We start from the raw sequence: 16,591 nt of genomic DNA, 5'->3' as shown, positions 1-16,591 counted from the left end.
ATCTGCTGAAACTGAGCGATCGCTTGAGTAAGGGACTAGCAAAAAAATAGCTTACCAGATCGTCTTTTGTGCAACAAAACCATTATCCATTATCAATTAATGAAAGGAGATTCGGTGGTATATGAGGTACAAATATTAATGTTTAAATCTCTGTAGTGCGGGCATTTTGCCCACTATTACTGTACCTGACTTAGATGAAATTCTCTATAAGATATATTATTTCTGATTCCCCTATTCTGTACGGACGTTGCATGCAACGTCCCTACCCACTCCCCTACTCCCCCACTCCCCTACTCCCCTACTCCCCTACTCCCCTAATTTACATGACTATAATCTTTGTCTCCTATTCTATTTTCACCTCTTAATTTTGTCTTTTTACCAGTTAATGTTTCTAATTTTTCCCGAACTTCAGCAGAGGTAATTTGATTGAAAGGTATACCTTTTTGATTTGCCATAGCTGCTGCTACTCCTATTGCTTGTCCTTGATAAATACTCATAGTTTGAATTCTTGCTACTGCTACGGCAATTCCTACATATCCAGATGAGCGTCCGATAACTGCTAAATTGTTCACATTTTTAGCTAAAGCACTTTCAATTCCAAAGTTATATCTAGGTAGAGGTAAAGAATTAATACCTAAACCTTTCACACCACCTCTAAAATCAAATTCATAAGAAAAAGTACCAATGGAATTTTCTGCTGAAGTGCCTCCTTGAAGAATTTCTTTTCCTGTCAATGGATCGACAACATCCGTAATATTTAAGCTATGTCTAATATAAACTTCTGAAGGTAAAATTACTTTGACATCTTTCCCTGACATTTTTCTCAACCAAGCCTCAAGTTCCTGCATTTCTGTAATCATTTCTGGAGTTGGTTTAAAGTTACTATGTTCTATTTCTCTCACCTTTTGACTATTATATTTAAACAAAAATCCATTCAAAGATAATTCCCGTTGACCCACACGACAGATATTGAGTTTATCAAATAAGAATATTGATGATAAATCTAGATTAAATGAGTGTTTTCTATGAATGTGATAAGCCCCTGCTAAAGCAATACTTCTGTTAATATAGCCATCTTTATATGTTTTAATTATTGGCAATCTAAATTTTTCCAGGGTAAATTCAGCATTTGTGGGTGCTTGGTCTGCTTTAATTTTTGTCTTTATTTTTGTCATTTTTTGACGGTTATACAGTATTTTTGCTTCTATGTTTTTGAATTCGTAAATACTTAAACCAGTCACTGTGGGAACAATAGAAGTTGCGATAGTTTCATCCCGTAGTTTGGGATTTTGTGATGCAAATCCTACAGAGTAAGATACACCAGCTTTTCTTGCTAATTCTGCATCTTGAGTGGTGTCTATAAATGCAGCAGCTTTGACTCTAATATTTGTGTCGTTTATCTGTACAAATTTAATTTTTCCATTTTCGACATAAGGTGTAATTGAAGCATGAGAAATAACTACAATTCCCGCTGCTTCTAACATTTCTTTCATTGCTTTTGTCGCCTTGTCTGGTTCAACACAAGCTTCGACAACTTTTGCTTTTTTCAAAAAGTTAAGAAAGCACTGAGAGTATGGTCGATTTTGCCAACCAGGTGTTTTATCATAGTCTAAATAAGCTAATCCACTTCGTGTTAGTAAACCACCTAGAGGTGCATTTTCATAATTGGAACGCATTAGTACAACTTTACCTGTATTTCCTAATGTTTTTTTTGCCCAAATAGCCGCACATATTCCTTGGAGTTCATCTCCATAAATTACGATGTCGAAGTTTTTATAAGTTGGTAGTGGAGGTTTTGGTGGTTTAGATAGTGAAGGTGCAGGAGTTGTAATGGCTAGTGAATTATTGCTGGGATTTGCTGTTGTTAATTTCTGCCAAAATGTGGAGAGGAAATTATTACTAACTTGAGGTAAGTATTGAGCAGCGCTTAATGGAATTAATGAGAGAAGTGCTGTGATTAAAATTAATTTTTTTGGGGAATTAGAAGACATAATATTTTGAGTATTTAGATAAAATAATATAGCAGGGAACTGCTACGCGGAAGTTAAAAGTCAAAAGTTAAAAGTGGCTTTGTTGCATGAAAGTAGGGTTCTTAACATCCATTCCGCAGCTATATCGTTCTAAGCACGCGATTATTGATGTTCTATTGATCTATTGTCCAATAGTTATTGCTCTGCTGATTAAACCTCAAAGCTTTTACAGGTAAAAGTTTCAGTCTTTTTCTGTCAAACATTGATGTTCTATTTATCTATTGTCCAATAGTTACAGCAGTTTCCACACATTATCATTATGAAGTACATCTGCGGAGCAAGTGCGGCAGCTATATATTTTCATGCAACAAAGCCGTCAAAAGTATTGATTTGTAATTGTTTTAGGATTTTGTAACTGGTCAGTTATTTCTGCCATCCTACACTAGGAAAAACATTTCCCTTAACTTTAGTGAAAGGGTATTACCAGACATGGTAGTGGGAGCATCTTGCTCCCTCCCAGACAGGATCGCTAGGTCAGGACTTACGCAGAGACTCTACATATAGCAAGGGCGAATACCATTCGCCCCTACATATGGTGGTATTACCAGACATGGTAGTGGGAGCATCTTGCTCCCTTGCAGACAGAATCGCTAGGAGAGGATACCCCCACTAGGTCAGGACTTACGCAGAGACTCTACATAGGGTTTGCTGAAAAAAAGCAGAGTGTGGGGGGAGTGGGGAGTTTGGGAAGTTTGGGAAGTTTGGGAACCCACCCCTAACCCCTCCTGGGAGGGGAGTATGGGAAGATAGAGAAAGTAGGAGGAATAATTGTTCCTTGATTTTTCTGCCATAGTTACCCCAAAATAGGAAGTTTTTGAACCGAAACCACCTAAAACTTCGCACTTTTTGATACCTAAAAAAAGCTATAACCTTTATATGTAAAGACTTTTAGATTTAATCAGCAAGCCCTACATATAGCAAGGGCGAATACCATTCGCCCCTACATATGGTGGTTGAAACCCAAGGGTGAATATCTACAGGAAATTTAAGTTTTTTTCTCCCTCTTCCTTCTTCCTTCTTTCCCTCTTCCTTCCTTCCTCTTCCTTCTTCCTTCTTTCCCTCTTCCTTCTTTCCCTCTTCCCTCTTCCTTCTTCCCTCTTCCTTCTTCCTTCTTCCTTCTTATAGAAACTTAATTAACTCCTTTCTAGCTTCTTCATAACGTTCTTCCAATAGCTGCACTAACTGCTCAATATCTGCAAAATCTTGATTTTTTGCCCTAGTTTCCAACTGTCGGCAAACCTCTACTACACCTATAGCTCCTAAAGTAGCACTACCACCTTTGAGAGTATGAGCAGAATGTTTCAAACCTTTAGCATTTTCTTCGGCGATCGCTTGTTTAATTTCTGTAAGACGTCGGGGACCTTCCCGGTCTAAATATAGGTGTGTCATTTTCTTGACTAACTCAGGTTTAGTTTCTGCCATAGATACGATCATTGCACTTCGATCGATTATTTGACTGCTGGAGGTAGTATCGTTAGCATTAATATTAGTATCTTTTGTTCCCCATTTTTCTAACATTTGTTGCATAAATTGAATTTTTACTGGTTTGCTAATATAGTCATCCATTCCTGCTTGCAAACATTCATCTCGATCGTCTTCCATAGCGTTAGCAGTCATGGCAATAATTTTCGGACGTGTTTCTGATGGTAACTGCTTAATAATTTCGCGGGTAGCTTCTAAACCATCCATTTCTGGCATTTGTACATCCATAAATATAATGTCATAATTTTGGTGTTTACAAGCTGCGATGGCATCTATACCATTATTTACTACATCAATTTTGTAGCCCATTTTTTCTAATATTGCTACAGCAAATTCTTGATTAATTATATTATCTTCTGCCAGCAATATTTTTAAAGGTAAATTTTCTGCTAGTTTCTGGTTAATTTGCACTTGTTTTGCTGGTTGTTTGTGATATGACTGTTTAACAGTAGCAAAAATATCCACTATAGTTTTCAATAAAGTAGACTGTTTAACGGGTTTAGAAATATAGGCGGAAAAAATTTGATTTATTGAATCAATATCTTCATTATACTTCCCTAGAGAAGTTAGTAAAATTAGTGGTAATTCATCTTGAGATTTCAATTTTATTAGTTCACAACCTAGGGTCAAACCATCCATTTCTGGCATTGCCATATCGAGAATTGCCAAATCGAATAAGTCTCCTCTTTCTATCCATGAAATTGCTTCTTTAGGATTATCTGTAGCAAAAGGTAACATTTGCCATTGTTGGCATTGCCAGATTAAAATTTCCAGATTAGTTTGATTATCATCTACTAATAATACTCGCTTATTTTTAATTTCTGGAGTTTGTTTATTTAGATATCGTTTTGGTTGTGCTGGAGCTGCTTTAGTTTGGATAGTAAATGAAAATTTACTACCTTTGTCAACTTCACTTTCAACAGAAAAACTTCCTCCCATTAATTGGACTAAGCGACTGCATATAGCTAACCCTAAACCTGTACCTCCATATTTACGAGTAGTTGAAGAATCTCCTTGAGAAAAAGGTTTAAATAAACGGCCTTTTTGTTCTTCATTCATACCAATTCCTGTATCACTTACTGAAATATGTAGCCTAATATTTTTATTATTATTTATGCTATTACTATTGATTTTTTCTTGTGAAACTCGAATATAAACTTCTCCTGATTCTGTAAATTTAATTCCGTTGTTAACAATATTCATTAAAATCTGATTAATTCTAGTTTCATCGCCAATAATATAAGCCGGAACATTTGGGTCTACTAAGTATAATAAGTCAAGATTTTTTTCCTCAACTTTTATTGCCAAAACATCATAAACATTTTCAATACAAGCACGAATATCTAGAGGTCGATTTTCTATGTCTAATTTGCCAGATTCAATTTTTGAGAAGTCAAGAATATCGTTAATTACAGTTAATAATGTATTCCCACTAATATCTATAGTTCTGACATATTTTTGTTGTTCGGCAGTAAGTTCTGTTGATGCTAATAATTGTGTCATTCCTAAAACTCCATTCATAGGGGTTCTAACTTCGTGGCTCATTGTTGCTAGGAATTGAGATTTTGCTCTAGTCGCTTGCTCGGCTAATTCTTTTGCTTGTTTTAGTTCTTCTTCTCCTTCTTTTCGTTGGGAAATATCACGACTAACCCCGATAATACCGATTAGTTTTCCTTCTTCATTTAATAAAGGACTAATCAAAGTATCAACTGCATAAAGTGAGCCATCAGGGTATTTTAAAAATTCTTCATATTGATAAGTTTCCGGTGAAATTAGTATTTTTGCACAGTGAAAACGACTCGTTTTAATTAAATCTGGAGAAAAGAAATCTAAATCTGTTTTTCCAATAATTTCTTCTCTACTTTTGCCTAAATATTGCTCAAAAGCTTTATTACAAGCTAGGTAAGTTCCATTCACATCCATATAAAATATGATGTCTGGAATTGAATCAATTAAAACCCGCAATAATTTTCTTTCTTTTCTCAATTCTTGTTGAGCCAGCCTGGTTTCTGTAATATCATTGGTCACAGTAAGTATATACTTTTCACCATCAATTTCTATAACTTCTGCTGATAATAAAACTGTTTTTATTACACCATCTTTAGTTTGGATATCAAGTTTATAGTTCCGAATTATTCCTTTTTTTCTAAGAGATTTAATAAATCATCTTCTGAAAAGCTTGGCGAAAGATTCAAATCGTCTACTGTAGAATTAATTACTTCCTCTAGAGTGTAATTTGTCAATTTCAAGAAACTTTCATTAACTTCAATATATCTTTGGTCTTCAAGACGTTTAATAGTAATTGCATGATGGGTGCTGCGAAAAGCTGTAGAGAATTTTTCTTCTGATATTCGTAGCTCTTTTGTCCTTTCTTCAACCCGCTGTTCTAGTTCTTCATTTGTATTTTTTAAAGTAGTAAATGACTCCCTGAGTTGCTCGATCATTTGATTAAAAGATTGAGCTAAAATTGCCAGCTCCTTAATCCAAAAAATCTTTAGATGTTGGTCTAATTTACCATTAGCAATTTCTTGAGAAACTTGGCTCAAATTTTGAATTGGTTGTGTAATCGAACGAGTAGTAAAATAACCGAGAATTACAGCAGCTACTAATGCTAAAATCAATAATCTAATTGTGCCCTGAGTGTTCTGATTAATCTCTTCTAAAAAGTCTGATTCTGGCTGTACTACCACAATCAGTAATTCCCAATCACCTTCAGTTTTGATATGATTTACTTCGACAAAATGTTTTTCTTCCTCTATGGAAATTTTTAAACTTTTATCTCGATTAATTGCAAAGAAATTACCAAAATTATCTAGTAAATATTTAGTTGTTTCTCTAATTAATGGATTTCTACTATTTATTGCATTAATTCGTTCGATACCATTAACTGTTACTTTAAATGGTAATTCTTCTCCGGAAGTTGCAAATAGTTTGCCAGAATCATCAACAATAAAAACTTCCCCTTTACCAGATTTACTAATGTCTAGATCCCGCAGAAAGCCACTTAATGAAACTAAGCTTAAATCTGTTGCTAATATACCTTGAATATTTTCTGTTTCTGTGTAGATAGGAACCATTAAACTGCTAACTAATATCGGTCGTCTAATATCTGCGTAAATGGGAGACCAAATAGGTTCACCAATTCTACCCGATTGTTTTTTACTAACATTTTTAATTACTGATTGATACCAAGGACGAGTACGAGGGTCATACTCTTTACTCTCAATAAAATCTCCCTTTTTTCCTTCTTTATTTAACTGATAAAATGTTAATCTTGGGATTTTTGGTTTGTCTAAAATCCAGAGAATTCCTGTACCATCTTCTTTTTTTTCAACCCCAAGAAATTCTCCTTGTTCATTTGCATAATAAATAAAAGGAACTGAATCGTATAGTTGTACTTGTTCCCATAAATAGCGTTGAAATTTAGGAAAATCTTCTAAATCTAGTTCGCCAGTTTTTACTGCAGAACTATGAATTTTCATAAATAAATATGGAATCTTTGTGTAAGTTTTTGTCCGTTCTTCTACCCGACTACTAATTTCTTTTTGGAGCTGATTAACAATTTCATTAACTGCTGTTTGACTGTTAACTAATGACAACCATCCTAATATGCTAATAAAAGCGCATATTTGCAATACTACTGGTAAAGTAAGAACCAAACGTAATGGGAGTTGTTTTTTAATTTTAGGACGGAATAGTTTCTTAAATTTTGCCATGATATTATACTAAATTGATAAACGACGGAGTCTTCAGGAGTCAGGAGTCAGGAGTCAGGAGGGAAAAAATAAGGAAGAAGCAAGAAAAAAGAGGAAGAAAGGGAGAAAGTTTTTTTGAACGCTAATTATTCGGACATAATATAAATTATCTTTTTCGTCAAATAGACTTTCAGATAAAGTATGCGCAATGGTGCTTATTATTAGTAACATTCTTTTTTCAAAATGGTATGATCACCAAATTAATAAATGTTTGCTACAAATAATATTATGTTCAGTAGAAAAGTTATAATCAGGCTCTTCATTAATGGATAATGGATAATTGATAATGGATAATTGATAATGGATAATTACCTCGGGTTTTAACCGTTACGGAATTGAATATAAGGAAATATTATTTCTTCTCTTGAACGATTGGATATGGTTAGGAAAGCAATTCATCCCACCCTACGGGAATCTCCGAATATCGACCTCTTTTTTCCCCTTGAAAGGGGAGGGATTTAACCTAAATTATTTAATTAATACTTATTAATTATTCGGTAGTTGACCTTGAGCAATTATATAAGTATTGCAAAGGTTAAAGCAAAACTACAAACAAAAAATTTATTGTCAAAATATATGAAATTTGCTGCTTATGTTTGTTTGTCAAATAATCAACAAATATTTATTAATCTAAACATTACTGTGCAATTTAAGTAAGTAGTTATAAATAAGTATAAAAATTTAAGACGTATATTTCAGGCAAAGTGAAATATTTTTTAATCAAAATTCCCTGCTTTCTGTTCCCTCTTGTAAGGATTTTCTATTTACAACAGTTCTGGAGTTGATGAGGTACAAAGTTTTACGAGTTTAAGGAATAGGGAATAGATATTAGTATTAAACTGTACCTCACACTTCCTCAAAAGTGCTGTAATTTTACCGAATAATTAAGGTTTAAAGCCTCTCCTTTAAAGGAGAAACAAGAAAAGATTTTCATGATTAGTCAATCCTCTTCTTTTCAAGAATAGGTAATTCTAAATTCTAAATTCTAAATTCTAAATTCTAAATTCTAAATTCTTGAACACTGATAACTGATAACTGATAACTGAAATGACAACCTACTTACCAAGTCAAAAGTGTGCCAGTTAATGGGATATTTCCACATAAAAATTAAATTTTCTATCGACACAAAAACAACAGAATGATTACCAATGAATAATTGATAATTGATAATTGATAATTAACCCCCAAAGATTTAAAGTCTCTCATTAGCAAGGAGAAAAAAGAAATCAGATTTCCTGATATTCAATTCCGTAACGCTTAAAACCCGAGGTAATTATCCATTATTCATTATCCATTATCAATTAATGAATACCCATTTCTGACGTTTGACTTTTGACTTGTAACTATCTTTAACTAGCTATTAGCTTAAGCGCATTTCCTGACGGAATGCTCCGCAAACAGCTAGTCTCCTAGGTCGAAACTGCGAGATTCAGCTTTTAGAGGTAGGGGTTGAAAATCCCCTTTCCGTTCCGGAATACTCCGCAAACGCACATATTTACTGCTGAGTGCTGAGTTCCGAACGCTTATTTAAGAACTCATTGCATTGCATTAGCACGAGCAGCAGCAGCTTCATCAGGATGAATATTCAAACGAGTTAAATTCACCCGACCCTTAGCATCAATTTCTCGTACCTTAACAATTACTTCATCTCCAACTGCTAACTCATCTTCAACTTTACCAACACGATAATCTGCAATTTGAGATATATGAACCATTCCTTCCTTTCCTGGAAACACTTCCACAAAAGCACCAATAGGAATAATTCGAGTCACACGACCAACATAAACATCTCCAGCATTCAGTTTCTTGGTCATACCTTGGATAATATTGCAAGCTTGTTTAGCCTTTTCGCCATCAGTCGCTGCAATAGTCACCGTCCCATCATCATCAATATCAATTTTGACACCCGTTTCCTCAGTAATACCCTTGATAGTTTTACCACCAGGTCCAATAACTAAACCAATCATGTCTGGACTAATCTTAAATGTTAACAGTCGTGGTGCATAAGGTGACATATCTGGACGAGCTTGATCGATAGTACCAAGCATCTTCTCCAAAATATGTATCCGTGCAGGTTTAGCTTGATGAATTGCATCAGAAATTACTGCTAGAGGCAAACCTGTAATTTTCATATCCATCTGCAAAGCTGTGATACCACTATCAGTACCAGCGACTTTGAAATCCATATCACCCAAGAAGTCTTCAATACCTTGAATATCTGTGAGGATACGAACTTCATCTTCTTCTTTAATTAAACCCATAGCTGCTCCACTTACAGGTTTCGTAATAGGAACACCAGCATCCATTAAACCCAAAGTCGAAGCACAAACGGAACCCATAGAAGTTGAACCATTTGAAGAAAGCACCTCTGAAACCACTCGAATAACATAGGGAAAAATATCCGCTGTTGGTATAACTGGGTTCAACGCACGTTCAGCTAAAGCACCGTGACCTATTTCACGACGACCAGGCGATCGCAATGGTTTGGTTTCTCCCACAGAAAAAGGAGGGAAATTATAATGGTGCAGATAACGTTTTTCGTCTTGGGGATGTAAGTCATCTGCTAATTCTTGAGCATCACCAGGAGTTCCCAGAGTTACCGCAGACATTACTTGAGTCAAACCTCGATTAAATAGAGAACTACCGTGGACTCGTGGTGGCAAAACTCCTACTCGACAAGAAACAGGACGGACTTCATCTAATTTACGACCATCAACCCTGATACCTTCATCAATAATTTGTTTACGCATCAGCTTTTTGGTGACGCCCTTAAAAACGTTCCCTAATGCCATACTATCTGATTCAATGAATACCTTTACTGGTTCCTCTTCAGGTAGTTCAGCGATCGCTTCTGCAATAGACTCTTTAATTGCATCAAGTTTTTCATCCCGCTGATTTTTATCCAGGTCGTATTCAGATAATATCTGTTTGATAGAATCTGTTGCCTTGTCTTTGATATAGTCTTCTAAAGTTGGGTCTACTTCCGGAGCTTCCGACTCAACAAGTTCTATACCCATTTCCGCAATAATTTCTCGTTGAGCTTGAATGAGGTCACAAACTGCTTCATAACCAAAATCAATTGCCTCAATAATATCTTGTTCTGGTAATTGATTTGCCCCTGCTTCTACCATAATCACCCCTTGGGGAGACCCAGCAACAACCAAATCTAAATCGCCATTTTTGACTTCACGGTAAGTTGGATTGATAATAAAATCGTCTCCTACCAAACCTACCCGTACTGCCGCCATTGGGCCATAAAATGGTAATTGAGCTAGTAATACTGCCACAGAAGCACCCGTCACAGCTAGCACATCTGGTGGCACCTCTTCATCCATGGACAAAGTTGTGGCCACAATTTGAATATCATTTCGCAACCAACTAGGAAATAAAGGGCGTAGCGGCCTATCAATCAAACGACCAGTCAGTGTTACCTTTTCTGGTGGGCGACCTTCCCTACGCAAAAAACCACCTGGAATTTTACCACCGGCGTAGAGTCTTTCTTCGTAGTCCACTAAAAGGGGTAGGAAATCTATTCCTTCTCTACCTGGGGCAGTGGTGGCCGTCACTAACACCGCTGTGTCTCCTGACTCTATCATCACGGCACCACCAGCTTGAGGCGCAAATAAACCAACTTTTAGTCTAATATCCCTTCCATCAAAGGATATGGATTTGTCTATCTCTTCCATCCAGTTTTTTTTCCTTCTCTAATCATATTATTCTTTCGCTTCTGTGGAAATCGTAACACTGTTACTGGGGCAATTGTTAGAAGTCAGAAGTCAGAAGTCAGAAGTCATAATTAAGAAGTCAGAAGTCAGAAGTTTTTTGAAGTCTAGTAGTTGACTGACACTCCTTAAATTTTGCATGAGAAAAAAAATTGTCAAACCTTGCCATAACAAAAGTTATACGAAAAAAGCTAATGATGGAGAGTGAAATTTTTCTTCCCCATGGGTATAGAGCAAGTTACAGCGCTTTTCATTTAAGTAGACTAGACTACAAAATTATTTTGGTGCGCGGGAGTAGGGAATAGGGAGTAGGAGAATGCTTTGGCCACTTTAGTCTATCTATCTATCTATTTGAAAACCGCTATCATACATTTTCTGAAGCATTCCTCCAGAGACGAGCCTGGGGAAAATCCCATTGTCGGCAACACTTGTTTGTATGGAGCAACTGGAGGAGTTTTGTTAGTTAACGGTCGAACGGGGGAGCGGTTTGCACTAAATTTGATTCGCAGAATTCAAAGATCGCTAAACTCACAAGAAACCCCTGGAGGAATATTTCCAGGGGCTTTGTTTTTATTAGGGCAAGACTTGGGTGTTAATGTTAACGTCAATTCAATAAAAACCGAGCTGTTTAGTGTGCTAACAGAATAATCAGGTTTTGAGCATCTGTCGAACTGACGTTGATGTTAGGTTCCGTAGGATATCAATTGACTGCTCTATAAAACTGATACAAAGCGTCACATAACGTGACAATTTGATAGCGTAGATCCGACCTAGGAGGCTGTTTACTTCCTGCTGTACGGACGTTGCATGCAACGTCCCTACCGTTGGCGGTTACTCATCCACAGGCATTCACGACCGAGCCGACCGCATTTGTTAAATTTATACTGGCATTTAAATCTCTATCCATTGATAAGCCACATTCTGGGCAATCATAAGTTCTCAGATTTAATCGTTATTCTCTGATTAAGTCAATGCTCCAAGGAAAACTATTATCCGGAACACCACAACTTCCCTGAGATGGATCGCTAGAATCTGCAGCTTCTCAAAAAGCTGCATTCTCTAAATTATATGCTTAACTCCATGGAATTCGGGGACCATCGGCTGTTATAGCCCACTTATAACAACCGCCACCAGATGCTCCTAGTCCGCCATCACAACTATCAAGGATATAGCATTCTTCTTTGTCAATATCGCCTTGAGGTGCATCAACCCAGGTGTATTGGCCTGTATAGGTTTCCATCCAAAAGCATTGTTCCCAAGGAATCCGCTTGGCGTCGGGTGATGTTGCCCACTTATAACAACCGCCACCAGATGCTCCTAGTCCGCCATCACAACTATCAAGGGTATAGCATTCTTCTTTGTCAATATCGCCTTGAGGTGCATCAACCCAGGTGTATTGGCCTGTATAGGTTTCCATCCAATAGCATCGTGCTGAATCAGCTAAACTACTTTCTGCCGATGCAAAGAAGGATACAACTACCATAAGACAGGATAGCGCAAATACCAGAGCAGATTTTGTCATGTTTTTCATTTGAATCTCCTAAATTCAACTTTTTTTCTGTTTGCAAACTTGAGATTGGTGCAAACGACTTAAACTTGCTGCAAGCATAACGATGGAGTTGAGCTACAGCGGAGTCAGCTTCAATGGCCAACTTAACTTCAGTTCGATAAAATAGTTTTTATCAAGCTGAGGTTTTAATTAAGACGAATTCTAACCCAAATTTGTGACTGATTTTAATCATCTAAATTTCCCATCTGAAAATTGGCCACGGCATCGCCAACACCAACCAATAGTCTCAAATCCCCCGTTTTAATTAAGACGAATTCTAACCCAAATTTGTGACTGATTTTAATCATCTAAATTTCCCATCTGAAAATTGGCCACGGCATCGCCAACACCAGTAGTCTCAAATCCCCAATTTAAGGAGGCAAAAAACAGACCTATCGTTGTTAATTCATTTTATGCAGCACTAACCTCAGAGGGATGAGTAGTGAAATTTTCCAACTCTCCTAATATCTCTAGAATTTTACTGAAGATAAACCGCTATAATAATCCTACTTACCTTTCATCGCAAATGATGAAGTTTGCATCCAGTTATTTGAACTCGGATGCCATTTTTCATTGTTAAATTTCATTATTGAAAGATTTACAGTAGAAAAATTTAGTAGTCAAAATATAACCTTTTTGATAGATATTTAATATGGCGATTTTACATGGTTTTTGGTTTGCTCAGTCTGAACAAGATAGTTATTTCTTTATTTGGGGAGAAATTTGGCGCAGAATTACAGAAGATGACGCTGGTGAAACAGGAAAAATAATTAATAATCCTTATGCAATAACTGGAAATGAACTTTTGAAGCTATTTCAGGAAAAGACTGATATCTCTTTAAAAAATCAGAAAATTACCACAAACCAAACTTTAGCTTTTCCCACAAAATCATTAGAATCTAGCCAAAAACTATACCCACTTCATTCTGCTACTAATTTTTCAGAAACCACAGAAAAATTATATCTTTATCCCTGGCAAATAGAAGGAATTTGCCTAGACCCTATACAAACAATAGAATTTTTACGCTCTTTTCCTCTGGGCAACATCACGGAATCTTTTATTGGGGCAGATTTAAGATTTTGGTCTCATGTTGCTAGATGGAGTCTTGACTTATTAGCAAGATGTAAATTTTTACCAACTATTGAACAACAATCAAATGAACAAAACTTTGCTATTTGGCAACCCTTACTTGATAGTGCTACAGACCAAAATCGACTGAAAAATTTTACCCTACAAATGCCTCTTGTTTGTCGCACATATCAACTAGATTGGCAGTCGCCTATTTCCTTAGATTCCTTAGAAAATCTACAAATAATCCCCAAAAATAACACTTCAAAATTACCAAACCTCAGAGCAAGTCAAGAACTACTCCAAGATTTCTTGCAAAAAACAATAGACGCACAAATTAGACAAATATCATCCGAAATATCTCAAACAGAAATTGCCTCATTAAATCCCGCAATTAAACAATGGTTAAAATCCTTATCAGAACAATCAGTTTTAAAATTACCTGCCACTAAAGAAACACAGCAAATTAGCAAAATACTTAATAATTGGCAATCCCCACTCCAACAATATCAAACTACAGAAAATCAATTCATTAGCTGTTTTCACCTTCATTCACCATCCAAAAATTCCAAAGATTGGACTCTAGAATATTGTCTTCAAGCAATAGACGACCCAGACTTTTTAGTCGATGCCAATACAATTTGGAAAAATCCTGTAGCAAGTTTCAACTATCAAGGACGAACAATTAAATTTCCTCAAGAAACACTGCTCAGTGGCTTAGGTTTAGCATCAAGAATTTATCCAATTATTGAACCTAGTTTACAACAAGCAACTCCCCAAAATTGCCAATTAACTCCACACCAAGCTTATGCATTTATTAAAAGTGGGAGTTGGCGGTTTACAGACAGTGGTTTAGGAGTTATTTTACCACCTAGTTTAGCTAATAGAGAAGGATGGGCTTCCCGCTTAGGTCTAAGTATTCGTGCCCAAGCTCCAAAAATTAAAAAAACTGAAAGATTAGGCTTAAAAAGTCTCCTCAATTTCCAGTGGGAATTGTCTATTGGAGGTCAGAAATTAACTAAAGCTGAATTTAATCAATTAGTGGCAAAAGATAGTCCCCTAGTAGAAATTAACGGCGAGTGGGTCGAACTACAACCTCAAGATGTGCGGGCAGCCCAAAATTTCTTTGCCAGTCGTCAAGATGAAATGGCCTTATCTTTAGAAGATGCTTTGCGATTGGCCACTGGAGACACTCAAGTTATGGAAAAGTTACCCGTCGTTAATTTTGAAGCTGGCGGTCAACTCCAAGAACTTCTGGACACTTTGACAAATAATCGTTCCTTAGAGGAAATTCCGACTCCGAAGAATTTTCGCGGTGAACTACGTCCTTATCAAGCGCGGGGCGTCAGTTGGTTAACATTTTTGGAACGTTGGGGTTTAGGTGCTTGTTTGGCCGATGACATGGGCCTCGGTAAGACCATCCAAACAATAGCCTTTCTTCTCAATCAACAAGAACAAGAATTACTAGAAGCACCTACATTATTAGTATGCCCTACTTCAGTATTAGGGAACTGGGAACGGGAAGTTAAAAAATTCGGACCAACCTTAAAAGTAATAGTACATCATGGTGATAAACGTGCCAAAGGTAAAGAGTTTCTCAAAGTAATTAAAGACAAAAATTTAGTAATTACCAGTTACGCTTTATTGTATCGAGATGAAAAAATATTACAGACAGTAAAATGGCAGGCAGTAATAGTTGATGAAGCTCAAAATATCAAAAATCCAGAGGCAAAACAATCTCAAGCGGTGAGAAAATTAGAAGCATCTTTTAGAATTGGTTTAACAGGAACTCCTGTAGAAAATCGCCTTTCAGAATTATGGTCAATTTTAGATTTTTTGAATCCTGGATATTTAGGAAAAAACAATTTTTCCAACGTCGCTTTGCTATTCCTATTGAAAAGTATGGGGATACAAATTCATTACAAACTTTGCGTTCTCTGGTTCAACCATTTATTCTACGTCGGCTCAAAACTGATAAAGATATTATTCAAGACTTGCCAGAAAAACAAGAAAATACTATCTTTTGCCCATTAGCAAATGAGCAAGCAAAACTTTATCAAGACATAGTAGAAACTTCCTTAGCAGAGATTGAAGCTGCTGATGGTATTCAGCGAAAAGGAAAAGTTTTAGCCCTATTGGTAAAACTCAAACAACTTTGTAATCATCCCGTACTTCTACAGATTAAAAAAGGTAGTAGGAAAAACTAGAAATTAGCGATAAAAATTCAGGAAAACTGCAACGTTTATTTGCCATGTTAGAAGAAATAATTTCAGAAACAGAAAGAGCTATTATTTTTACTCAATTTGCCGAATGGGGAAAAGTTTTACAACCTTATTTGCAAGAAAAATTAGGCAGAGAAGTATCATTTTTATATGGAGCAACTCGCAAAAATAAAAGAGAAGAAATGGTAGACAGATTCCAACAAGACCCTCAAGGTCCACCAGTAATGATTCTTTCTTTAAAAGCGGGAGGTACTGGTTTAAATTTAACTCGTGCTAATCATGTTTTTCACTTTGATCGATGGTGGAACCCTGCAGTAGAAAATCAGGCTACAGACAGGGTATTTAGAATTGGTCAAACCCGGAATGTTCAGGTACATAAATTTGTCTGTACTGGAACTTTAGAAGAGAAAATACACGATTTAATTGAAAGTAAAAAAGAACTAGCAGAGCAAGTAGTAGGTGCAGGAGAACAATGGTTAACTGAACTAGATACAGACCAGTTGAGAAATTTATTAATACTTGATAGAAATAAAGTAATTGAGGAAGAGTAGGTTTCAATAATGGATAATTGATAATTGATAATTGATAATTACCTCTCCCTAAAACGGAATTGATTGAATAAAAGGAAAATTTTTGCTTGTTTCTCCTTGCTCATGAGAGGCTTAAAACCTGAATTGTTCAATTATTAATTATTAGGTGAGGTTTCAATGCAACATTCACCTTGAGAAAGAAAAGTACGATCGATTAAATAGGAGAATCAAA

General features: G+C 36.1%; 6 protein-coding genes and 2 pseudogenes. 2 read left to right on the top strand and 6 right to left on the bottom strand.

What is annotated here, in order from left to right; genetic code table 11:
• Positions 1-314: 314 nt before the first annotated feature.
• From SAGCYANO_RS14095 to SAGCYANO_RS14080, 4 genes are all read right to left on the bottom strand, one after another.
• Positions 315-1,991, bottom strand: a complete 1,677-nt coding sequence (locus tag SAGCYANO_RS14095) for an FAD-dependent oxidoreductase (RefSeq protein WP_202220650.1) — start codon at positions 1,989-1,991, stop codon at positions 315-317.
• 1,158 nt (positions 1,992-3,149) lie between these two features.
• Positions 3,150-5,540, bottom strand: coding sequence for a PAS domain-containing hybrid sensor histidine kinase/response regulator (locus SAGCYANO_RS14090; protein ID WP_202220649.1), 2,391 nt, complete (start codon positions 5,538-5,540; stop codon positions 3,150-3,152).
• 104 nt (positions 5,541-5,644) lie between these two features.
• Complete coding sequence (locus SAGCYANO_RS14085; protein WP_202220648.1) at positions 5,645-7,228, bottom strand: cache domain-containing protein; 1,584 nt, start codon at positions 7,226-7,228, stop codon at positions 5,645-5,647.
• Between the two features lie 1,574 nt (positions 7,229-8,802).
• A complete protein-coding gene (locus tag SAGCYANO_RS14080) occupies positions 8,803-10,953 on the bottom strand; it encodes a polyribonucleotide nucleotidyltransferase (RefSeq protein WP_202220647.1) in 2,151 nt (716 codons plus the stop codon).
• Positions 10,954-11,310: 357 nt separating this feature from the next.
• On the opposite strand from SAGCYANO_RS14080, the pseudogene SAGCYANO_RS50280 reads away from it, so the two are divergent.
• Positions 11,311-11,484: pseudogene (locus SAGCYANO_RS50280) on the top strand (hypothetical protein); the annotation flags it as partial.
• Between the two features lie 340 nt (positions 11,485-11,824).
• Here SAGCYANO_RS50280 and SAGCYANO_RS50275 read toward each other — a convergent pair.
• Both SAGCYANO_RS50275 and SAGCYANO_RS14065 read right to left on the bottom strand, forming a co-directional pair.
• A complete protein-coding gene (locus SAGCYANO_RS50275; protein WP_202220670.1) occupies positions 11,825-11,932 on the bottom strand; it encodes a zinc ribbon domain-containing protein in 108 nt (35 codons plus the stop codon).
• 129 nt (positions 11,933-12,061) lie between these two features.
• Positions 12,062-12,520, bottom strand: coding sequence for a hypothetical protein (locus tag SAGCYANO_RS14065; protein ID WP_202220645.1), 459 nt, complete (start codon positions 12,518-12,520; stop codon positions 12,062-12,064).
• 670 nt (positions 12,521-13,190) lie between these two features.
• Here SAGCYANO_RS14065 and SAGCYANO_RS14060 point away from each other — a divergent pair.
• Positions 13,191-16,380, top strand: a pseudogene (locus SAGCYANO_RS14060) (DEAD/DEAH box helicase).
• Positions 16,381-16,591: the final 211 nt, after the last annotated feature.

Origin of the sequence: Okeania sp. KiyG1, assembly GCF_014132355.1 — a bacterium.
GTDB lineage: Bacteria > Cyanobacteriota > Cyanobacteriia > Cyanobacteriales > Microcoleaceae > Okeania.
The sequence above is the reverse complement of the archived record's forward strand: the minus strand, read 5'-3'. Positions and strand labels throughout refer to the sequence as shown.